Genomic DNA, 22,233 nt, shown 5'->3' on the forward strand with positions numbered 1-22,233 from the left:
CCCTTGGGGGGATCAGGCGCCGAGGCCGACGCAGAGATATTTGACTTCCATGAAATCATCGAGGCCGTACTTGGAGCCTTCGCGGCCGATGCCGGACTCCTTGACGCCGCCGAAGGGAGCCACCTCGGTCGAGATGATGCCCTCGTTGATGCCGACGATGCCGTATTCCAGCTTTTCCGCCACGCGCCAGACGCGGCCGATGTCGCGGCTGTAGAAATAGGCGGCAAGCCCGAACTCGGTGTCGTTCGCCATGCGGATGGCGTCCTCTTCCGTCTCGAACTTGAACAGCGGGGCGACCGGGCCGAAGATCTCCTCGCGGGCGACGCGCATCTCGGTGGTGATGCCGGTCAGGATGGTCGGCTCGAAGAAGGTGCCGCCCAGCGCGTGGCGCTTGCCGCCGAGAGCGACGGTGGCGCCCTTCTCCAGCGCGTCGCCCATCAGCTCTTCCACCTTGGCGATGGCGTCGGCATTGATCAGCGGACCCTGGGTGACGCCGGGCTCGGTGCCGTCGCCGACCTTCAACGCCTTGACGGCCTCGGCCAGCTTGGCGGCGAAGGCGTCATAGACGCCGGCCTGGACCAGCAGGCGGTTGGCGCAGACGCAGGTCTGGCCGGCATTGCGGTACTTCGACGCCATGGCGCCCTTGACCGCCTCGTCCAGGTCGGCGTCGTCGAAGACGATGAAGGGAGCGTTGCCGCCCAGCTCCAAGGACACCTTCTTGACCGTGCTGGCGGCCTGCCGCATCAGCAGCTTGCCGACCTCGGTCGAGCCGGTGAAGCTGACCTTGCGGACGATGGGGCTGTGGGTCAGCTCGTTGCCGATGGCGGCCGGCTCGCTGCCCATGACGATGTTGAAGACGCCGGCCGGGAAGCCGGCGCGCTCGGCCAGCTCGGCCAGCGCCAGCGCCGACAGCGGGGTGTCCTCGGCCGGCTTGACCACCACGGTGCAGCCGGCGGCCAGCGCCGGAGCCACCTTGCGGGTGATCATGGCATTCGGGAAGTTCCACGGCGTGATCGCCGCGACGACGCCGATGGCCTCCTTCAGCACGACGATGCGCTTGTTGGCGGCGAAGCTCGGGATCACGTCGCCGTAGGCGCGCTTGCCCTCCTCCGCGAACCACTCGATGAAGGACGCGCCATAGACGACTTCGCCGCGCGATTCGGTCAACGGCTTGCCCTGCTCGGCGGTCATCAGCTGGGCCAGATCCTCCTGCGCCGCGAGGATCAGCTCGTACCAGCGGCGCATGATGGCCGCGCGCTCCTTGGCGGTCTTGGCCTTCCACGCCGGCAGGGCGGCGTTGGCGGCGTCGATGGCCGCACGCGTCTCGGCCGCGCCCATGTCGGACACTTCGGCGATGACGGCGCCGGTGGCGGGGTTGGTGACCGGGAAGCTCTTCCCGGAATCGGCCGAGCGCCACGCACCGTTCACGTAGCCCTTGGTTCGGAGAAGGCCCTGGTCGTTCAGCGACAGCATGTTCGATCCGCCCTGGATGAAGGAATATGGAACCGGCCGGCCGCGCCCGGCGAAAACTTCCTTGGCATTCAAGGATTTCCTGCGCGGGGGCCTGGACCTTGGACAGAAGCCTACCATGTTTAATAAATTAAACAACCCCTGTTTAGCTGTTCATATTCTGATGACGGGGTTGCACGAATGGGCTATTGCCTAGAGCGGGTGAGGAGCAGGAGTCCGGTGATGGAATTCGATGTCGGCGCCAGGTTGAAGCAGATCCGCGAGCAGCATGGGCTGTCGCAGCGGGCGCTCGCCCAGCGAGCCGGAGTGACCAACGGCACGATCTCTCTGATCGAGCAGAACCGCAGCAGCCCGTCCGTGTCGTCGCTGCGCAAGGTGCTTCAGGGCATCCCGATGACCCTGGCCGAATTCTTCTCCTCCGATGACCTGCCGCCGCCCGAACAGATCTTCTTCAAGGGCGACGAACTGATCGAGCTGGCCGGCGAGCTGAAGGGCACGGTCGGCCAGGTTTCCTTCCGTCAGGTCGGCGACCTGCGCAGCCGCAACCTGCAAATCCTCCACGAACGCTACGCCCCCGGCGCCGACACCGGCCGCACCATGCTCCAGCACGAGGGAGAGGAAGGCGGTATCGTCATCAAGGGCCAGATCGAACTGACGGTGGGTGACCGCAAGCAGCTTCTCGGCCCCGGCGACGCCTATTTCTTCGACAGCCGCGTCAGCCACCGCTTCCGCAACATCGGCGAGGTTGAGTGCGAGGTGATCAGCGCCTGCACCCCGCCCTATCTGTGAGCGGGATCGGGGAGGAGCGTAATCCCCTCCCCGTCAGCCACTCCCCCTACTCCGCCTTCCCCTTCAGCCGTTCGTTGCGCCGGCGCAGGATTTCCAGCGTCGACAGCATGCAGACCGAGATCACCGTCAGCACCACCGCCACCGCGGTGATGGTCGGGCTGATGTTCTCGCGGATGCCGCTGAACATCTCACGCGGCAGCGTGCGCTGCTCCGGCCCGGCGAGGAACAGCACCGTCACCACCTCGTCGAAGCTGGTGGCGAAGGCGAACAGGGCGCCCGACGCAAGACCCGGCAGGATCAGCGGCAGGATCACCTTGCGGAAGGTCAGCAGCGGCGGCGCGCCCAGCGAGGCGGCGGCCTTCGCCAGCGTCATGTCGAAGCTCTGCAGGGTCGCCGACACGGTGATGACGACGAAGGGCGTCGCCAGCGCGGTGTGGACCAGGATCAGGCCGAGATAGTTGCCGGTCAGCCCCAGCGGCGCGAAGAAGAAATAGACGCCGACCGCGGTGATGACGACCGGGACCACCATCGGCGACAGCACGACGGCCAGCACCAGCGGCTTCCACTTGCTCTTCCACTGGGCCAGCCCCAGCGAGGCCAGCGTGCCCAGCGCCATCGACAGCATGGACGACGCCACGCCGATGATGACGCTGTTCTTCAGCGCGTTCATCCAGCGGGCGGAGCCGAGGAAATCCTCGTACCAGCGCAGCGACAGGCCGGGCAGCGGATAGGTCAGGTAGGTGCTGGAACTGAAGGAGAGCGGCACGATCGCCAGGATCGGCGCCATCAGGAAGATGAACACCAGCGTGGAGGCGACGACCGTCGCCATCCAGGCGAAGCGCTGGCTGGCGGTCTGGGGGGAATGGTTCGCGCTCAATTCTTCAGACCTCCCGTCGTCTGGCGGCCGAGCGCCAGCTTGCCGTAGACCAGCGCCAGCACCAGCGTGGAGAGCAGCAGAACCGCACCCAGCGCCGAGGCGAGGCCCCAGTTGACCGTTTCCGTGGTGTAGAAGGCGATGAAGGACGAAATCATCTGGTCGGCGGCCCCGCCGACGAGCGCCGGCGTGATGTAGTAGCCGATGGCCAGGATGAAGACGAGCAGGCAGCCGGCGCCGATGCCCGGAATGGTCTGCGGCAGGTAGATGCGCAGGAAGGCGGTCGCCGGCGGCGCGCCCAGAGAGGCGGCGGCCCGCATGTAGGCCGGCGAGATGCCGCGCATGACGCTGTAGAGCGGCAGGATCATGAAGGGCAGCAGCACATGGGTCATCGCCATGTAGACGCCGAAGCGGTTGTAGATCAGCCGCATCGGCTCGTCGATCACGCCCAGCCATTGCAGCGAGCCGTTGACGATGCCCTCGCTCTGCAGGATCACGATCCAGGCGCAGGTGCGCACCAAGAGCGAGGTCCAGAAGGGCAGCAGCACGAAGATCATCAGCAGGTTCGACCGGCCGGTCGGCAGGTTCGCCAGCAGATAGGCGACCGGGAATCCCAGGATCAGGCAGAGCGCCGTGACGCCGAAGCCGATGGTGAAGGTGCGGATGAAGACGTCGCGGTAGATCGCCTGATCCGGCGGGGCGGCCACGATGGCGCCGTCGGCGTTGCGGGTCAGGTCGACGGCGGCCAGCAGGTAATAGCTGGTGACCGGGCCGCTGGCGCTCTTGATCGCCGTCCAGCTCTCGCGTTCGCCCCAGGCGGGCGAGAGGCCGATCATCGTCTCCTTCGCGGTGCCGGGAGCGGGTTGCTCCTTCAGCTTGCGCGCGGTGGAGAGCAGCGTCGTGCGGTAGCCGTTGACGATGTAGTTCAGCCGCTTGGCCGCGACGGCCAGCGTTCCGGCCTCGCGCGCGGTGCGCATGTCGGCGGCGAGTGCGGCGAAGGCGGCCTCGTCGGGCAGGCCCTGGCCGTTCCAATGCTCCAGCGCCGCGACGGTCTGCGGCATCACCTGCGGCACCTCCCAGTCGTCCGCAGACTTCCAGATCATGCCGGCGAGCGGCACGACGAAGGTGAACAGCAGGAAGGCCAGCAGCGGCAGCACCAGACCCAGCGCACGGAACTGCCGGGCCCGCTCGGCCCGTTTCAATCGACGCTTCAACGGCACGTCGGCGCCGGCAACGAATGCGGCTGTCATCGGCATTGTCCTGTTGGAAAGACGCAGGTGCATAGAGCCCCAAAACCCGGGACCATCCCCTCTCCCCCCCGGGGAGAGGGTCAGGGTGAGGGGGACGCATGGCGTCCGGTCACCGAAGGGCGGGAAATAGTCCGCCAAAAAAACTTAAGTGGGGGAGGCGCTTATCGGCTCGACGCGTGCCGCTGTGCATCCCCCTCACCCCGACCCTCTCCCGCTTTCGGCGGACCAAAGGTCCGCCTGTCGCGTCAGCGCAAACGAAGTTTGCGCGTGAGCGGGGGAGAGGGGGTATGAGGTGGCCCTCAGATAAAGCTTACTTCGCCGCCCACTTGTTGAAGCGCTCGGTCAGGCGGTCGATGTTCTCCAGCCAGAAGTCGGTGTTGATCTCCACCGCGCTCTTCATGTTGTCCGGCGCGGTCGGCAGGTCGGCCAGGACCGCCTTGGACAGCAGCGCCGGGGCCTTCTTGTTCGAGGTGCCGTAGGCGATGCCTTCGGACAGCTTGGCTTGGTTCTCAGGCTTGCCGACAAAGCTCAGGAACTTGTAGGCGGCATCGACGTTCGGGCTGCCCTTCAGGATAACCCAGCTGTCGACGGTGTAGAGCGCGCCGTTCCACACCATGCCGAAGTTCTTGCTTTCCTTCTTGTTGGCGGCGTCGATGCGACCGTTGTAGACCGAGGTCATCGCCACCTCGCCCGAGGCCAGCAGCTGCGGCGGCTGGGCGCCGGCCTTCCACCAGACGATGTCGTTCTTGATGGTGTCGAGCTTCTTGAAGGCGCGGTCGATGCCGGCCTCGGTGCCCAGAACCTTGTAGACGTCGGCAGGCGCCACGCCGTCGGCCATCAGCGCGATTTCCAGCGTGGTCTTGGCGCCCTGGCGCAGGCCGCGCTTGCCCGGATACTTCTTGGTGTCGAAGAAATCGGCCCAGCTCTTCGGCGCGTCCTTCAGCTTGTCCTTGTCGTAGCCCAGGACGAAGTCATAGACGATGGCGCCGACGCCGCAGGCGTTGACCGTCGACGGCAGATAGGCATCCTCGCCGCCGATCTTGGAGAAGTTCATCTTCTCGTACAGGCCCTCGTCACAGCCGAGCGCCAGCTCCTCGCTCTCGACCTGCACCACGTCCCAGGTCGAGGCGCCGCCCTGGACCTTGGCGCGCAGGACGCCGACGCCGCCGTCCCAGGACTCGTCGTTCATCGCCGTGCCGGTGGCCTTGAACGGCTCGAAATACACCTTCTTCTGGACGTCCTGATAGGCGCCGCCCCACGACACGACGGTGAGGTCGCGGGCGCTGGCCGCCGATGACAGGGCCGTGAGGGCGGTGAAGGTCGCAGCGAAACCGAGAGCCACCTTAATCTTCGACATGATCCCCGTCCTTATTCGTCGTGGTTGTTGTTGCTGGAAGGCACCCTGGTGCCGAGGAACCACGTCCTCAGACCGGATCGAGCGCCCGGCAGTCCTCCGGGCGGAAAGCGATGTAGACGTCCTGGCCCGGCACCAGGCCGGCATAGGAGCCGGCCGGCAGCTTGACCATGAATTCCGGGTTGGCCGGGGTGCTCAGCACCGCCAGCGTGTGGTCGCCGAGATAGATCAGGTCGGTCAGCGTCGCCGGCAGCCGGTTCATCGTGCTGTCGCCGCTGTCGCCGGTCTCGATGGCCACGCGTTCCGGGCGGAGCGACAGCGAGGTGCGGTTGCCGGCGCCGCCGATGTTCACCGCCTGCGCCACCACCGAACCGCCGGCATCCAGCGCGACCCGCGCCCAGCCCTGTTCGATATTTTCGACAACGCCGCTCAGAACATTGTTCTCGCCGATGAAGTTGGCGACGAAGCTGTTCACCGGCCGCTCGTACAGCGCATCCGGCCGGTCGATCTGCTGGACGATGCCGTCGTTGAAGACCGCGATGCGGTCGGACATCGTCAGCGCCTCCCCCTGGTCGTGGGTGACGTAGACGACGGTCAGGCCCATCGTCTCGTGCAGCCGCTTGATCTCCAGCTGCATATGCTCGCGCAGGCGCTTGTCCAGCGCGCCCAGCGGCTCGTCCATCAGCACCAGGGCCGGGTTGAAGACCAGGGCGCGGGCGAGCGCCACGCGCTGCTGCTGGCCGCCCGACAGCTGGCCGGGACGGCGGCCGGCGAGGTTGCCGAGCTTGATCATGTCGAGCGCGGCCCGAACCCGGTCCTTGGTTTCCGCCTTGGAAACGCCGCGGACCGACAGCGGGAAGGCGACGTTTTCCTCGATGGTCAGGTGGGGGAACAGGGCGTAGTTCTGGAAGACCATGCCGATGTCGCGCTTGTGCGGCGGCACGTTCTTGATCGGCCGGTCGCCGATGAAGATGTCGCCATGGGTCGGCACCTCGAACCCGGCCAGCATCATCAGCGTGGTGGTCTTGCCCGACCCCGACGGCCCCAGCAGCGTCAGGAATTCGCCCTTGCGGATGTCGAGATCGAGGCTTTTCACCACGAGATGCTCGCCATCGTAGGTCTTCTGCACCCCGGTGAAGCGCACCAGGGTATCTGTCGTCGCGATCATCCCGCCGTCCATCCGTCCGCTCCCGTCACAGGCGACCTGCGGCCGGGTACGCCACCCCGGCCCGGTCCGTCTTTCTGGCCCTGACGGTAACACGCGTTTAAGAAAATAGACAAGAGGAATGACTATGTCTTGATCAATTCAACAGTTTGCCAATTTTTTGTGCAAATGCGAAGGCGATGCCCACACTTAGACCGCCAGTGTGCTCCATCCGCGTGCGATTGAGAAGACCGATGATCGAGATAGCGGACATACGGCAGCATGAAAATCAGTGTTTGCCGCGAAGGGAGGGGCGAATCGCCGCAGGCGACCCGCCCCATTACGGCTCAGCACTCCAGACTTATTTCTGCTGCGCCGCCTGGCTGTAGACGAAGCTGTCAAAGCCGTTCTCGGCGACGCGGAACCACAGACGCTCCTGCTCCAGGAAGGGCTTCCAGCCGTCATAGACCTTCTTGAAGCGGGGATTGCTGGCGGCCAGCTTGTCGTAGAATTCGAACGCCGCCTTCTCGCAGGCCTGCATCATGTCGCGCGGGAAGGGACGCAGGATGGCGCCGGCGCCGACCAGCCGCTTCAGCGCCGCGGCGTTCAGCGTGTCGTACTTGGCGATCATCCAGCTGTTGGCCTCCCAGCAGGCCTGCTCCAGGATGGTCTGGTAGGATTTCGGCAGCTGTTCCCAGGCCTGCATGTTGAACATCAGCGGGATCTGGGCCGAACCCTCCCACCAGCCGGGGTAGTAGTAGTATTTGGCGACCTTGTGGAAGCCGAGCTTCTCGTCGTCATAGGGGCCGACGAACTCCGCCGCGTCGATGGTGCCGCGTTCCAGCGCCGGGTAGATGTCGCCGCCGCCGAGCTGCTGGGGCACGAGGCCGAAGGGCGTCAGGATCTGGCCGACCAGACCGCCGATGCGCATCTTCAGGCCCTTCAGGTCGTCCAGGCTCTTGATCTCCTTGCGGAACCAGCCGCCCATCTGGGCACCGGTGTTGCCGGCGGGGATGTGGTGGATGTTGTAGTCCTTGAACACCTCCCGCATCAGCTCCAGCCCGCCGCCATGCATCATCCAGGCGATGTGCTGGCGGGTGTTCAGGCCGAAGGGCATGGCAGTGTCGAAGCAGAAGGTCGGATCCTTGCCGACATAGAAATAGGCCGCCGACTGGCCGCACTCGACCGTGCCGTTCTGCACCGCGTCCAGCACCTGCAACGCCGGGACGATCTCGCCGGCCGCGAAGGTGCGGATCTGGAACTTGCCGTCGGTGGCGTCGGACACGCGCCTGGCGATGAATTCGGCCGCGCCATAGATGGTGTCGAGGCTCTTGGGATAGCTCGACGCCATGCGCCACTTGATCTCGGGCTGGGAGGAGTGGCTGGAGGACTGCGCGATGGCCGGAGCCGCGACGGTCCCGGCGGCGGCAAGGCCGACGCCGGCGCTGGTGAGAAACGCACGCCGTTTCATGATGAGGACTCTTCCCGATCTTATGGTTCGTTGGGCCGACATGATAGCGCAACCAACCCTCCGGGGAATCCCCCATTGACGGGGCGACGGTGCTGGGAGGAAGATTCTTGCGGCGGAAACGAAAAATCCAGCCTCATCGGGCTGGATTTTCGGCGACGCAGCATTATTTGTTGTTTCTATCGCCTTTCAGGCGTTTCCTCCCTAAACTCGGGCCGCGGCTGTATTGCTAGCGGCCTTTTCCTTTTTACGCAATATGCTGAAAGTCAGCTTTGCGAACTTTTTTGATCGCCATGCGCTCGAAACGGGTCCGGAGCGCGACCGGACACGCCCGCAGATTGCACAATAAAGTCATGGTTCCGCTTGACCCTTTATAAAGGGCTGGGATGATAGAGCGTCTTCACCGACCGTTCCTTATCCGGCCTGGGCCGAGATCGCCCGAAAGGATCACGCCACGATGACGGCCATCGGACAGCCGAGCGGCAGCACTGCCGGAGAGCGCAGCATGCCCGCCCGCAAGCCGGGCCGGGCCATCGGCTTGCGGGCGACCGTTGCGGTCACCGTCGCCGTGCTTCTGCTCGGCTCGACGCTGGTGAAGGGGCTGGTGGTCGGCAACGGTGCGGCGGATGCGCTGGCAAAGGAGGTCGGCAACTCGATGACCGGGCTGGCGCAATCGCTGGCGCGGCAGCTCGATTCGACCATGTGGGCGCGCGCCAACCAGATCGCCGCGCTGTCGCGCATCGAGGCGCTGAAGGACCCGGCGGTGGCGCAATCGACCATCGACGAGTTGAAGCGCCGCGACCCGACCATCGCCTGGATCGGCATGACCGATGTGAAGGGACGGGTGGTCGCCGCGTCCAACGGGCTGCTGATGGGGGCCGACATCTCCAGCCGTCCGGTCCATCAGGAAGGCATGAAGGGCCTGTTCGTCGGCGACGTCCACGAGGCGGTGGCACTGCGCGGCAAGGTGCCCTACCTGGAAGGCGAGACGCCGAAATTCGTCGATGTGTCCGCCCCGCTGCAAAAGGCCGACGGCAGCACGGTGGGTGTGCTGGCGACCCATTACAGCTGGGAATGGGCACATGCCCTGATCCGTCAGCTGGTCGAGCCGCTCGCCGACCACAAGGGATTGACGCTCTATATCCTGTCGGCCGACGGCACCGTTCTGATCGGCCCCGATTCGGCCGTCGGGAAGCCCCTGCCGGTGGCGACGCTGAACTCCAGGCAGCGCGACGGCTGGCGCAGCGAGGTCTGGCCCGACGGCATCACCTATGTCACCGGCGTCGCCCACGGCAAGGGGCTGCACGACTACGCCGGGCTGGGCTGGACCGTCGTCGCCAGCCAGCCGGCCGACATCGTCAATGCCGAGACCGACCGCCTGCTGACGATGATCATCGGGGTGGGCGCGCTGCTGGCCCTGCTGTTCAGCGGACTCGGCTGGATCGCCGCCGGCCGCATCGCCCGTCCGCTGGGTGCCATCGCCGATGCCGCCGAACAGATCGGCAAGGGCGAGCGCGGCGTCACGATCCCCGACGTCGGCGGTGCGGCGGAGATCCGCCGGCTTTCCGCGTCGCTGCGCGAGATGATCGACAGCCTGACCAACAAGGACGCCGCGCTGATGCGGCTGGAGGACATCGCCTACGAGGACCGGCTGACGGCGCTGCCGAACCGGCGCTATTTCGAGCAGTATGTCGAGGCCTCCACCGGCGGCGGCGGCGGCTCGGCGACGGTGATGTACATCGATCTCGACGGCTTCAAGCCGGTGAACGACCGGCTGGGCCACGATGCCGGCGATGTCGTGCTGCGCCAGATCGGCGGCCGGCTGGCCAGCATCTTCCGCGACGACGACGTGGTCGCCCGGCTGGGCGGCGACGAGTTCGCCGCCGTGCTTCCCCGCCGCGCCGGCCGCCCGGCCCCGGACACCACGGAACTGGCCGCCCGGATCATCGCCGCCGTCAACGAACCGGTGTCGTTCAACGGCGAGCGGATCAGGGTCGGCTGTTCCATCGGCATCGCCTCCTGGCCGGAGGACGACCGCGACATGGCGACGGTGATGCGCCACGCCGACGCCGCGCTTTACAAGGCGAAGCGCGACGGGCGCAACCGCGCGGTGCGCTGGATTCGGTCGGTGATGGGGGCGGAGGGTTGAAAATGGGGCTCCGTTACAGCCCCCGCACCATCCCGTTCATGAAACCCAGCTTCTCGATCACCGCGGGCGACAGGATGAAGGGGTAGAGATCCGGCTGGCCCATGCTGCGGTTCAGGCTGTTCACCGCATAGGTCAGAGGCAGCCAGGGCTCGATCAGATCCTCGATCCGCCGGGCCTTGTGGGGGTTGAAGTCGATTTCCGATTCCAGTTCGGCCCCCTCGGTGATGCGCGGCCGGATCTTCAGGCCGAAGGCGCGGGCGGTCTCCAGCGTGTCGACGATGTGCAGATAGTGCGCCCAGGTCTCGGCGAAATCCTCCCACGGGTGGGCGGTGGCATAGGTGCTGACGAAGTTGGCCTGCCAGTCGGCCGGCGCGCCGTTGGCGTAATGGCGCTTCAGCGCCTCGCCGTAATCCTCCCGCTCGTCGCCGAACAGGGCGCGGAACCGTTCCAGCAGGGCCGGGTCGTCGCGCACCAGACGGTCCCAGATGTAATGGCCGATCTCGTGCCGGAAATGGCCGAGCAGCGTGCGGTAGGGCTCGCCCATCTCGGTGCGGCGCTTCTCGCGCTCGGCGTCGTCGGCCTCGGCGACGTTGATGGTGATCAGGCCGTTGGCATGGCCGGTCAGCACCGGCGTCACCGTGCCGTCGGGGGCCACCGTGTCGGTCAGGAAATCGAAGGCCAGTCCTTCCTCCGGGTTCTCGATCCGGGTCTGCAAGGGCAGCTTCAGGTTGGTCAGGGTGTAGAACAGGTGATGCTTGGCCAGCTCCAGCTTGCGCCAGCGCGTCAGATTGTCGGTGTCGGACAGGTCGGGGATGATGTGGTTGTGCCGGCAGGCGGCGCAGTGGGTGTCGGCCGAATCGGCCGGCAGCATCCAGTTGCAGGCGTCCAGCTCGGCGTTCGCGCAGAATTTGTAGAGCGGTTCGCTGGTGGCGAGTGCGCTCCATACCCCGTCATGGTCGGTCGGGTCGATGGCCGACAGGGTTCCCACATCCGGCAGATAGCCGAGCCGGTAGCCGCAGCGCTCGCACAGCGTGTTCTCGAAGTAGAGAGGCTGGTGGCAGTTCTGGCATTCGTAGAGTTTCATGGCGGGCGGTCCGGGGTCCGGGAGGCCCCCTCTCCCTTGCGGGGAGAGGGAGAAACAAGGCGATGAGTCAGGTGGATTTCTTCGCGGGGGCTTCGCCCTTCGCCGGTGCGGGCTCCGCAGCCGCTTCGGCCTCGGCCGGCTCCTTCGTCTCCTCAGCCTCAACGGTTTCCGCCGGGGTCTCCGCCGTCTTCGCCGTCTCCGTGTTTTCCTCGCCGAAGGACAGGGTCGGGCTCTCGGCGACGTTGCGCAGGGCGCGGGCGGCGCGGCGGAGCGCGAAGGAGGTCTTGCCGTCAGGTTCCAGCGCCAGCAGCAGCAGCGAGCGGCCGGTCACCATATAGCCCTCGCCGGTGTTGACGCGCGGCACCTCGTCCGGGTCGGGCAGGTTGGTGTCGAGCAGGCAACGCCAGACGCTGCCACCGGTCACCTCCGGCAGGGTGAACTCCACCACGTCATGGTGGGAGTTGATGACCAGCAGCAGGGTGGCGTCCATCGCCGGGCGCTTGATGCCGCTGGCCTGGCCGCGGCCGTCCAGCAGCATGCCGAGGCAGCGGGCGTTGCCGTCGTGCCAATGGCTCTCGTCCATCTCGTCGCCGGCGGGGGTCAGCCAGGTGACGTCCTTGACGTCGAACTCGGCATTGTATTCGCCCGACAGGAAACGGCCGCGGCGCAGCATGGGGAAGGACTGGCGGATCGCGATGACGCGGCGGACGAACTCGATCAGCGACTGGCCGTCCTCGTCGATGTCGTCCCAGTTCAGCCAGGCCGTTTCGTTGTCCTGGCAATAGGCGTTGTTGTTGCCGTGCTGGGTGTTGCCGAACTCGTCGCCGGCCAGCAGCATCGGCGAACCCTGCGACAGCAACAGCGTCGCCAGCAGGTTGCGCTTCTGCCGTTCGCGGAGCGACCTGATCTCCGGATCGTCGGTCGGCCCTTCCGCCCCATGGTTCCAGGACAGATTGTGGGAGTGGCCGTCGTTGTTGTCCTCGCCGTTCGCCTCGTTGTGCTTGTCGTTGTAGGAGACGAGGTCGTTCAGCGTGTAGCCGTCATGGGCGGTGATGAAGTTCACACTGGCCCAGGGCTTGCGCCCACGCTTGTTGAAGACGTCGCCCGAGCCGCAGAGCCGCGGCGCCACCTCCGGCAGCTTGCCCTCGTCGCCCTTCCAGAAGGCGCGGACGGTGTCGCGGAACTTGTCGTTCCACTCCGCCCAGCCCGGCGGGAAATTGCCGACCTGATAGCCGCCGGGGCCGCAGTCCCACGGTTCGGCGATCAGCTTGACGCTGTTGAGGATCGGGTCCTGCAAACAGCTGTCGAGGAAGCCGCCGCCCTCGTCGAAACCATACGGTTCGCGGCCGAGGATGGTGGCGAGGTCGAAGCGGAAGCCGTCGACATGCATCTCCGTCGCCCAGTAGCGGAGGCTGTCGGTCACCATCTGCAACACGCGCGGGTGGCTGAGATTGACGGTGTTCCCGGTCCCCGTCTCGTTGATGTAGTAGCGCTTCTGGTCCGGAAGCAGGCGGTAGTAGGAGGCGTTGTCGATGCCCTTGAAGGACAGGGTGGGCCCGCGCTCGTTGCCCTCGGCCGTGTGGTTGTAGACGACGTCGAGGATCACCTCCAGCCCGGCATTGTGGAGATGGGCGACCATCTCCTTGAATTCCTTGATCGTGTTGCCCGATGCGGCATAGCGCGGCTCCGGCGCGAAGAAGCCGATGGAATTGTAGCCCCAGTAGTTGGCGAGATTCTTGTCGACCAGATGCTGGTCCTGGACGAAGGCATGGACCGGCAGCAGCTCCACCGAGGTGACGCCGAGCGACTTGATGTAGTCGACGACCTCCTTCACCGCCATGCCGCCATAGGTGCCGCGCAGGCTGTCGGGCACCGCCGGATGCAGCTTGGTGAAGCCCTTCACATGGGTTTCGTAGAAGATGGTGCGGTCCCAGGCGGTGCCGGGTTTGAGGTCGCGGCCCCAGGTGAAGGCGGGGTCGATCACCTTGCACTTGGGCATGAAGGGGGCGCTGTCGCGCTCGTCGAAGGTCAGGTCGTCGCCCGACTCCATGACATAGCCGAAATGGGCCGGGTTCCAGCGGATCTCGCCGACCAGCTCCTTGGCATAGGGGTCCAGCAGCAGCTTGTTCGCGTTGAAGCGGTGGCCGTTCTCCGGCTCGTAGGGGCCATGCACGCGGTAGCCGTAAAGCAGGCCGGGGCGGGCGTCGGGCAGATAGCCGTGCCAGATCTCGTTGGTGAATTCGGGAAGCTCGATGCGCTCAAGCTCCTCCTCGCCGCTTTCATCGAACAGACACAGTTCGACCTTGGTCGCGTTCGCGGAAAACAAGGCGAAGTTGACGCCAAGCCCGTCCCATGTCGCGCCCAGAGGAAAAGGCAATCCTTCACCGAGCCGCGTTGCCTGTTTCAGGATATTTGCCATGGTCGCCCGTTTCTCCGCCTGGATCGAAAGTCATTCCCGCGTCACTGGACAGTTAGAGGCGCGGGCCGAGCCTTCAACCCAGCCGATGGGCGCTTGTTCCTTCCGGCCTCAGTCATCTCTTCGGGATAGAACGGATTCCGTGCCCGGCGGCAGAGTGCGGCGCAGCAAGGCCGCCAGATCGCGCAGGCCGCGGTCGCGCGGATCGCTCGCCCGCCAGACCAGACCGATGACCCGGCCGGGCGGCCGCACCCCTGCGGATGCCCCGTCGAAGGGACGGTAATCGACCAGCCCGCCAACGGTGGCGGTCCGTCCCTCCTCCCCCCTGGTCGCCAGCAACGGCATCAGCGTGCAGCCCGCCCCGGCCGCCACCATGTGACGCAGGGTTTCCAGCCCGGTCGCATGCACACCACCGCCCCGCGCGCTGAGGCCGCAGGCGGCCAGCGCCTGATCGCGCAGGCAATGCCCCTCTTCCAGCAGCAGCAGCTCCGCCGGATCGAGATCGCCCAGCGACAGGTGGGGAGCGCCGCACAGGCGATGGCCGGCAGGGTGGGCGAGCAGGAAGGGTTCGAAGAACAGCGCTTCGGCGGTCAGCCCGTCCGTCTCCACCGGCAGGGCCAGCAGAACGGCATCGAGCCGCCCGTCGCGCAGTTCGTCCAGCAGGCTGTCGGTGCGGCCCTCCGACAGGATCAGGGTCAGGTCGGGCCATGAGGTGCGCAGCTGCGGCAGGATATGCGGGAACAGGTAGGGGCCGAGCGTGTGGATCGCCGCCAGACGCAGCCGTCCGCTCAGCGCCCCGTCCGACCCGTCGGCCAGCGCCAGCAGGCGCCGCGCCTCCTCCAGCACGACGCGGGCCTGGGCCACGATGGCCTCGCCGCGCGGAGTGAGCAGGACCTTGCGGCTGGTCCGCTCGAACAGAGAGAGGCCGAGCAGTTCCTCCAGCTTGCGGATCTGGGCGCTCAGCGACGGCTGGCTGACGGCGCAGCGTTCGGCGGCGCGGCCGAAATGGCGCAGCTCGGCGACGGCGACGACATATTCCAGGTCGCGCAGGGACAGGCCGGAGAGAGTCATAGAGACATTCATAGACAGCGCCTATTGGTACATTTCCTTCTATGTCTTGGATATATCGTTCAAGACGCCGGATAACCAGGGGCGAGACAATGATGCCGCTTCAGGCGACACCGCCCCAACGAGGATGACCCGGATGAGCACCCTGACCACCAGCTTCGGCCAGCCCGTTCCCGACAACCAGAATTCGCTGAGCGCCGGGCCGCGCGGTCCGCTGCTGCTCCAGGATTTCCACCTGATCGAGAAGCTGGCCCACTTCAACCGCGAACGCATTCCGGAGCGGGTGGTGCATGCCAAGGGCGCCGGCGCCTATGGCACCTTCCGCGTCACCCGCGACGTGACGGCGTGGACCAAGGCCGCCTTCCTGTCGGGCGTCGGCAAGGAGACGGATGTCTTCCTGCGCTTCTCCACCGTCGGCGGCGAGAAGGGGTCCGCCGATGCCGCCCGCGACCCGCGCGGCTTCGCGGTGAAGTTCTATACGGAAGAGGGCAATTACGATCTGGTCGGCAACAACACGCCGGTCTTCTTCCTGCGCGATCCGCTGAAGTTCCCGGACTTCATCCACACCCAGAAGCGCAACCCGGCCACCAACCTGAAGGATCCCACCGCGATGTGGGACTTCTTCTCGCTGTCGCCGGAGACGATGCACCAACTGACCATCCTGTTCAGCGACCGCGGCACCCCGCGCGGCTATCGCCACATGGACGGCTTCGGCAGCCACACCTTCTCCTGGATCAACGCGGCCAACGAGCGCTTCTGGGTCAAGTACCACTTCAAGACCCGCCAGGGCATCCAGAACCTGACCGCCGAACAGGCGGAAGCCATGAGCGGCATCGACCCCGACCACGCCACCCGCGACCTGTACGCCGCCATCGAGGACGGCGACTTCCCGGCCTGGACCGTGTCGGTGCAGATCATGCCGGAGGTCGAGGCCGACACCTACCGCATCAACCCGTTCGACCTGACCAAGGTCTGGCCGCACGCCAATTACCCCCTGGTCGAGATCGGCGAACTGGTGCTGAACCGCAATCCGGAGAATTTCTTCGCCGAGACCGAGCAGTCGGCCTTCAGCCCGGCCAGCGTGGTGCCCGGCATCTCCTTCAGCCCGGACAAGATGCTGCAAGGCCGGCTGTTCGCCTATGCCGACGCCCACCGCTACCGGCTGGGCGGCAACTACGCCACCATCCCGGTGAACAAGCCGCAGGGCTGCCCGGTGCACAATTACCAGCGCGACGGCGCCATGCGCACCGACGGCAACGGTGGCGGCCGGCCGAACTACGAGCCGAACAGCTTCGGCGGCCCAACCCAGACCGGCGTGGCGAGCGAGCCGCCGCTGCGCATCAGCGGCGACGCCGCGCACTACGACCACCGCGAAGGCAACGACGACTACGCCCAGGCCGGCGCGCTGTTCCGCCTGATCGGCGCGGAAGCCCAGGCCCGCCTGATGGACAACATCGCCGGCAGCCTGCGCAACGCCCCGCTGACCATCCAGCAGCGCCAGCTGAACCATTTCCTGGCCGCCGACCCGGCCTATGGCGAGGGCGTGGCGAAGCGGCTGGGACTGACCGTGGCGCAGGCCGCCGAATAACCCGATTGTGAGGTGAGTTTCCCGGCCCTTTCGCTGCGTTGCGCAAGGGCCGGCTTCGGGATGCCGCGCCTGCCCCCGCGGGCGCCGGCATGATTGCCGGCATCCTGCCACGAATTTCCCCCGACTGACTTGCAGCCCTCTTCCCGGCGACGGGGAGGGGGCTTTTTCTGTGAAGACCGCCCGCCGACCGGCTGTGCGCTATGCCGCCCGGACATTGTCGAGGAAGCCCTTGACCTCGGCCGCCAGGACCTCTGCCTGATGCGACAGTTCCTGGGCCGCACCGAGGACCTGTGCCGCCGCCGCCCCGGTTTCATTGGCAGCCTCGCGAACACTGACGATGTGCGAGGACACCTCCTGCGTTCCGACGGCCGCCTGCTGGACATTGCGCGAGATTTCCTGCGTGGCGGTGCCTTGTTCTTCAACCGCCGCAGCGATCGCCGCGGCGATCTCACTGATCTCGCCGATCACACCGCCGATCCCCTTGATGGCGTCGACGGCACCATCCGAATCCTGCTGCATCTGGGAGATCTGCTGCCTGATCTCGTCGGTCGCCCGCGCGGTCTGGGTGGCGAGCGCCTTGACTTCGGAAGCCACCACGGCGAAGCCCTTTCCGGCTTCACCGGCCCGCGCCGCTTCGATGGTCGCGTTCAGCGCCAGGAGATTGGTCTGGCTCGCGATATCCTGGATCAGATCCACGACCTGCCCGATCCGCTTCGCACTGTCGGCCAGCTTGCGCACGGCCTCGTCAGTCTGCCTCGCATCGGTCACGGCATTGCCCGCCACGCTGTGCGACTGCGACGCCTGGCTGGCGATCTCGGTGATGGAGGCGGCAAGCTCCTCGGTCGCCGCCGCCACCGTCTGGACATTGGCGGACGTCTGCTCGGAGGCCGCGGCCACCGCGGCGGATTGCCGGTTCGTCTGCTCCGCGGTGGACGACATCGACCCTGCCGATGCCTCCATTTCCGTCGCCGCCGAGGATACGGCTCCGACCAGACGGCCGATCCTCTCCTCGAATCGGTCGGCAAGGTCGAGCATCGCCGCCCGCCGATCCTCTTGCGCCCGCTGCTTCAGAACCTCCTGCTCGGCCCGCAGCGCCTCGGTTTCGATCATGCCGCGGCGGAAGACCTCGAGCGCGTCGGCCATGGCGCCGATCTCGTCGCGGCGCCCGATCCCGGAAACGCGGATATCGGTGTTCCCCTTGGCGAGGTCGCCCATCGACTCGGTCATCCCCTGGATGGGACGTGCAATTCCCCGGTTCACCAGCCAGGCGACGCCGAGCGCCACCGCGAGCACCGCCAATCCGATCAGGATCGCCGAGGTCCGCGCTTCAGCAATTTCCGCGTCGAACGCGCTCCGGTCCATCGCGATGGTGTAGAAACCGATGGCGGTTCCACGATAGTCGCGGACGGGAGCGAGCCGGACGGCGTAGCTGGCGCCGCCGAGCTGGTGGGTCTGCACCTCCGATTCCCGGATCAGCGCGTCCTTCATCCGGTCCTGGCCGAGGGCAAGCGCCTCTCGGAAGGTCGAGGCGAAGGTTTCGAAGCCTCCGTCCTTTACGGTATGGAACGCGACCTCGGCACCGGTCTCCTTGTGGAACGCTTCGAAGAACGGCTTGCCGAAGGACAGGCCGACCTCGAAGGAGCCGATCTGGGCTCCCTGGCTGACCATCGGCACGACACCGCGGATGCCGAGTCCCTCCACGCCGTTCTCCAGCCCGAAGACCGGCTTGCGGGTCTTGTTCACCTCGACCACGGTGAAGCGGAACGAGGACAGGTCATCGCCGAATTTCTCCGGACGATGAACCCGCAGGAACGATACCGATGCCGGTGTGTGGAACTGCATCTGGGTGACGCCATGCTGTTCCTTGAGATCCTTGAACCCCTGCACGAGCATGCCCGCCAGACGGTTGCGGTCCTGCGCGGCGAACGCCGCCTGGATTTCCCCGTTTCCCGCCAGTGCCTGGGCGAGGGTCAGGGCACGCCGGGCCTCGCTCGCGACATTCGCATCCAGGAATTCCTGCAGCGTCTTCAGTTGATTGTCGGCGGCATGTTCGACGAGCAGCCGGCTGAGCCACAAGTTGCTGAGCGTGGTCGCACCGACCGCCAGCACGACGCTTCCCGCCAGAGCAACCGCCAAACGGGCACCGATCTTCATTCCCCGGAACATGGTCGCTCTCCTGGCTATACCGCAGGATCGGGTAGAGCTGCCTTGGCCTTCGCCCGGCCATACCGTCTCTGCATACTGTAATATTAGCTACGGCCGGAAATGATGAAGAAAGCACTAACTGCATTTGGGGAGCCACCACAGCTTCACAGAAGCCTGCAGTCTTGGTCTGGCAACGTCTTGACCGGACACAGCATTAGAGACGCTTCATGTGCACAGATATTCGGCACTTGAGCTCAATACAACGCCGGAAACGATATCTCTTTCCCGCTTCCCTCCGGCGGACCACCCGACGTCTTGCAACTCTGGCACACAGCAGAAAGCCGTTCCTTCACGCCGCAGTTCGCTTCATCGATGATGGACTTTTCAAAAGGACCGGCGCAGGGCCGCATGTCGGCTCCGTCCGCATCTCCCGGCAAAGCCAAATTCCCTGCCCTCCCCCACCCAAACGGTGTGGCCCCCGCTTGGGGGCAGACAAAGCGGCGGTCGGCGTCCTAAAGTCCGCCTTCGGTGCGACAGCTTCGATGACGGAATGGGACGGGACCGCGACACCGACAGACCCAATGGGGAGCGATCCAGCGGGGAACGATCCACCAGCGCCTTGACCGGCAAGGGGCTGGATACCCTGCTGGCGGCGGCGGAGACGCTCCCGCATGCGCCGGAGGATGCGTGGCGGCTCGACCTGCTGCGGGTGGCGCTGCGCATCGCCCGCTCCACCGAGGATCTCGTCGACCTTGAACGCGCCAACCTCGCCTTCAAGGCGCTGCCGCGCCGGCTGCGCAACCCGCTGGTCGACCGCGCCGCCATGCTGGCCCGGCGCGAGGCGGAGCGCGCCCAGATGACCGAGGAGCCGGAGGACGCGCCGAAGCCCGGCGGGCTGCTGGGCGGGCTGTTCGGGCGCGGCGGCGGCCGGCCGAGCCGGAAGACCGCAAAGGAGCGGCTGATGCGCGAACTGGCGACCCGCCGCGATCCGGACGACGACCGGGAGAGTTGAGAACCCCGAACGCTGATCGCCGCGAAAGCCGATGGCCCGAAAATCCGGCGACGGAAATCCCGCCATAGGCCGCACCGGACGGCAGATGCCCGGACGGCCGCTTGCGCGTCCGAAGGACTGAAAGCCCCCTCCCCCTCCGCGTTCTCCGGCCGCGTCGAAGGTCACAGCTGGGACGGTTTACGGCGGGCCGGGAATGTGCAAATGTCCGTACCTCCAAATCGGGCTTATCCAAAAGATTGAACTGAACGATGACCGGGGGTTCCGTGCGTCGCCTGAAGCCGTTGCTGACCTGCGCCGCCTTGACCGCCCTGCTGAGCGCCTGCGCCAGCGGGGGCGGTTCACATCGCGTTGCCTCTCCGGAGGAAGTCGATGCCCATGTCGCGGAGGCATCCAAGCGGTTCGACATGCCGGAGCTGTGGATCCGCGAGGTGATCCGCCAGGAGAGCGGCGGGCGCACCACGGTCAACGGCAAACCCATCGTCAGCAAGGCCGGCGCCATGGGCCTGATGCAGGTGATGCCCGCGACCTATGACGAGATGCGGCGCAAGCACAATCTGGGCTCCGACCCATTCGATCCGCATGACAACATCATCGCCGGCACCGCCTACCTGCGCGAGATGTACAATCTGTTCGGCGCGCCGGGCTTCCTCGGCGCCTACAACTGCGGGCCCGGCTGTTACGGCGATTATCTGGCCGGCAAGCGCACCCTGCCGGGCGAGACCAAGCGCTACATCGCGTCGGTCGGGCCGCGGCTGAACCGCACCCCGGCGCCCAACGGCGCCGACATCGTGCTGGTCAGCGCGCCGCCATCCACCTCGTCCGATTCGCCGCCGGATTACGGCTCGCCCTACGCGCGGCCGTCCTCCTCCTATTCGGCGCCCGTCAATCCGGCGCCGTCCTACACGCCGCCCGCCAGCAACCGGCCGGCAGCCAGCCGCCCGCCGATCGCGGTGGCGGCCCTGCCCTCCCCCACTCCGGCACCGGCCCCGGCCGTGCGCGTGGTGGCGCCCGACACCTCCACCCCCGATGCTCCGGCTCCGCGGCCGGTGGCGACGATGGCGGGTGCCGCGACGGCCGGCGGCGGGGTGTGGACGGTGCAGCTCGGCGCCTTCCGCTCGCCCGACGACAGCCAGCGCGTGATCGACCGCGCCCGCAGCTCGGTGCCGGTGCTGTCGCGCTCGCAGCGGATCGTGCAGGCGGTGGATACCCAGACCGGGCCGCTCTACCGCGCCCGCCTGTCCGGCCTGTCGCAGCAGGACGCGGCCAACGCCTGCAGCGGGCTGGTCAACCAGGGCATGGCCTGCTTCGTGGTGGCGCCGGGGGCCTGACCGGCCCCCGGACCCCCAACTATCGCCCCCTTGCCGATCAGCCTTCGCTGACGCGGCGGCAGCGGCGCTTGATCAGGGCCAGCGCCTCTTCCGCGCGGTCGCCGCTCAGGTCGAACGACCGTTCGTCCAGCAGCACGCCGTCGGAGTTGTAGGCGCGCAGCTGCAAGCCGTCCGGCCCCTCACTCACCGCCACGTCCAGCACGCCGTCGCCGGTCTCGTTGCCGGCGATGTCGAGGAAGTCGTTGACCTCGTCGAAGTTGGCACCCACGTCGTCCGGCCAGACGCCTTCGGCGGTGAAGTCCAGCAGGTCGTTCAGCCCGCCGACCGGCTCGCAGCGCTTGACCCGCGGGTCGGCGGCGCCGACCGCCTCCGCGAAGGCGACCATCGACTGGCGGATGCGCTCCTGCTCGATGGGGTCGATCTCCATCTCCCGGCCCTCGCCGGCGAAGCCGAGGTTGAGCGGGTCGGGCATCGCCTCGCCCTCCTGCTCGGCATCCTCCTCGATCACCAGACCGACCACGCCGACGAGGCGGATGCCGGCGTCGTCGGGGGCGGCGACCAGATCCTGTTCGCGCACGAAGGTCTCCGCCGCCTCCGTCGAGTCGATCAGGCGGCGCAGCAGGGTGCGGCGGTCGGCGGCCTCAAGATAGGACAGCGGCTCCGGATCCAGCCATAGCGGCAGCAGACGCATGTCGGACGCCTTCTCCAGCAGCCCGGCCGAATCCAGCGCGCGTTCGATGGTGTCGACCGACGGCGGCTCGTCCAGCCGGCCATCGACCTCCAGCGCCAGCCAGAACAGGGTCGACAGGGTCGGGTCGCCCTGCTCGTCGGTGCTCTGCGCCGTTTCCGAGAAAGCCTCGACCTCGTCCATGAAGTCGTAGCTCTCCTCCTCGCGCAGCTTGCCCACCGCCGCCTCGATCACGCCCTGGCGGTTGCCGTCCAGCACCTCGTCCAGCAAGGCGCCGAAGCGTTCGTCATTGTTGCGCCACAGCCGGACCAGCCGGTCGGCCGGCGTCCCGCTGAACTGGCCGCCCTTGCCGTTGACTCCGTCCTTTTTCGCCATGATGCGCCCGTTCCTTTCTGAATTCGCTCGT

General features: G+C 66.7%; 16 protein-coding genes. 5 read left to right on the forward strand and 11 right to left on the reverse strand.

What is annotated here, in order from left to right; all coding sequences use genetic code 11:
- Window positions 1–12: 12 nt before the first annotated feature.
- Window positions 13–1,473 (reverse strand): NAD-dependent succinate-semialdehyde dehydrogenase, encoded by a 1,461-nt coding sequence (locus ABNQ40_RS09830; RefSeq protein WP_199235509.1) that lies wholly within the window; start codon window positions 1,471–1,473, stop codon window positions 13–15.
- 219 nt (window positions 1,474–1,692) lie between these two features.
- Here ABNQ40_RS09830 and ABNQ40_RS09835 point away from each other — a divergent pair, with 219 nt between their 5' ends.
- Complete coding sequence (locus ABNQ40_RS09835; RefSeq protein WP_109049517.1) at window positions 1,693–2,259, forward strand: cupin domain-containing protein; 567 nt, start codon at window positions 1,693–1,695, stop codon at window positions 2,257–2,259.
- Window positions 2,260–2,305: 46 nt separating this feature from the next.
- Here ABNQ40_RS09835 and ABNQ40_RS09840 read toward each other — a convergent pair whose 3' ends face one another.
- The 5 genes from ABNQ40_RS09840 to ABNQ40_RS09860 all read right to left on the reverse strand — a co-directional run bounded on the left by ABNQ40_RS09840 (window position 2,306) and on the right by ABNQ40_RS09860 (window position 8,352).
- A complete protein-coding gene (locus ABNQ40_RS09840) occupies window positions 2,306–3,136 on the reverse strand; it encodes an ABC transporter permease (RefSeq protein WP_199235309.1) in 831 nt (276 codons plus the stop codon).
- Window positions 3,133–4,383, reverse strand: a complete 1,251-nt coding sequence (locus ABNQ40_RS09845; protein ID WP_109049518.1) for an ABC transporter permease — start codon at window positions 4,381–4,383, stop codon at window positions 3,133–3,135. The genes ABNQ40_RS09840 and ABNQ40_RS09845 overlap by 4 nt, the downstream gene beginning before the upstream one ends.
- A 310-nt stretch (window positions 4,384–4,693) precedes the next feature.
- Complete coding sequence (locus ABNQ40_RS09850) at window positions 4,694–5,740, reverse strand: ABC transporter substrate-binding protein (protein WP_109049520.1); 1,047 nt, start codon at window positions 5,738–5,740, stop codon at window positions 4,694–4,696.
- Between the two features lie 67 nt (window positions 5,741–5,807).
- Window positions 5,808–6,917: an ABC transporter ATP-binding protein gene (locus ABNQ40_RS09855; protein ID WP_109049521.1), complete on the reverse strand. Its 1,110-nt coding sequence runs from the start codon at window positions 6,915–6,917 to the stop codon at window positions 5,808–5,810.
- A 325-nt stretch (window positions 6,918–7,242) separates the two neighbouring features.
- The gene (locus ABNQ40_RS09860) at window positions 7,243–8,352 is read right to left on the reverse strand and encodes a TRAP transporter substrate-binding protein (protein WP_109049522.1); all 1,110 of its coding nucleotides are present in this window, start codon (window positions 8,350–8,352) and stop codon (window positions 7,243–7,245) included.
- A gap of 454 nt (window positions 8,353–8,806) precedes the next feature.
- Here ABNQ40_RS09860 and ABNQ40_RS09865 point away from each other — a divergent pair, with 454 nt between their 5' ends.
- Entirely contained in the window at window positions 8,807–10,498 is a 1,692-nt protein-coding gene (locus ABNQ40_RS09865) for a GGDEF domain-containing protein (protein WP_109049523.1), read from the forward strand.
- Window positions 10,499–10,511: 13 nt separating this feature from the next.
- Here ABNQ40_RS09865 and ABNQ40_RS09870 read toward each other — a convergent pair whose 3' ends face one another.
- The 3 genes from ABNQ40_RS09870 to ABNQ40_RS09880 all read right to left on the reverse strand — a co-directional run bounded on the left by ABNQ40_RS09870 (window position 10,512) and on the right by ABNQ40_RS09880 (window position 15,069).
- On the reverse strand, window positions 10,512–11,582 hold the full coding sequence (locus ABNQ40_RS09870; RefSeq protein ID WP_109049524.1) for a putative zinc-binding metallopeptidase: 1,071 nt from the start codon (window positions 11,580–11,582) through the stop codon (window positions 10,512–10,514).
- 67 nt (window positions 11,583–11,649) lie between these two features.
- Window positions 11,650–14,001 (reverse strand): glycogen debranching protein GlgX, encoded by a 2,352-nt coding sequence (gene glgX / locus ABNQ40_RS09875; RefSeq protein WP_109049525.1) that lies wholly within the window; start codon window positions 13,999–14,001, stop codon window positions 11,650–11,652.
- 108 nt (window positions 14,002–14,109) lie between these two features.
- Window positions 14,110–15,069 carry a LysR substrate-binding domain-containing protein gene (locus tag ABNQ40_RS09880; protein ID WP_109049526.1) on the reverse strand — a complete coding sequence of 320 codons (960 nt, stop codon included), beginning with the start codon at window positions 15,067–15,069 and terminating at the stop codon, window positions 14,110–14,112.
- Window positions 15,070–15,193: 124 nt separating this feature from the next.
- Here ABNQ40_RS09880 and ABNQ40_RS09885 point away from each other — a divergent pair, with 124 nt between their 5' ends.
- A complete protein-coding gene (locus ABNQ40_RS09885; protein WP_199235310.1) occupies window positions 15,194–16,654 on the forward strand; it encodes a catalase in 1,461 nt (486 codons plus the stop codon).
- Between the two features lie 198 nt (window positions 16,655–16,852).
- On the opposite strand, the gene ABNQ40_RS09890 is transcribed toward ABNQ40_RS09885, so the two are convergent.
- A complete protein-coding gene (locus tag ABNQ40_RS09890; RefSeq protein ID WP_391346362.1) occupies window positions 16,853–18,763 on the reverse strand; it encodes a cache domain-containing protein in 1,911 nt (636 codons plus the stop codon).
- 655 nt (window positions 18,764–19,418) lie between these two features.
- Here ABNQ40_RS09890 and ABNQ40_RS09895 point away from each other — a divergent pair.
- Both ABNQ40_RS09895 and ABNQ40_RS09900 read left to right on the forward strand, forming a co-directional pair.
- Window positions 19,419–19,811: a hypothetical protein gene (locus ABNQ40_RS09895; protein ID WP_247879744.1), complete on the forward strand. Its 393-nt coding sequence runs from the start codon at window positions 19,419–19,421 to the stop codon at window positions 19,809–19,811.
- A gap of 248 nt (window positions 19,812–20,059) precedes the next feature.
- Window positions 20,060–21,139: a transglycosylase SLT domain-containing protein gene (locus ABNQ40_RS09900; protein ID WP_109049530.1), complete on the forward strand. Its 1,080-nt coding sequence runs from the start codon at window positions 20,060–20,062 to the stop codon at window positions 21,137–21,139.
- Window positions 21,140–21,176: 37 nt separating this feature from the next.
- Here the strand turns inward: ABNQ40_RS09900 and ABNQ40_RS09905 are convergent, their stop codons facing one another.
- Window positions 21,177–22,202 (reverse strand): hypothetical protein, encoded by a 1,026-nt coding sequence (locus tag ABNQ40_RS09905; protein ID WP_199235311.1) that lies wholly within the window; start codon window positions 22,200–22,202, stop codon window positions 21,177–21,179.
- Window positions 22,203–22,233 lie beyond the last annotated feature (31 nt).

Source organism: Azospirillum sp. A23 (assembly GCF_042938965.1).
GTDB classification, from domain to species: Bacteria; Pseudomonadota; Alphaproteobacteria; order Azospirillales; family Azospirillaceae; genus Azospirillum; species Azospirillum melinis.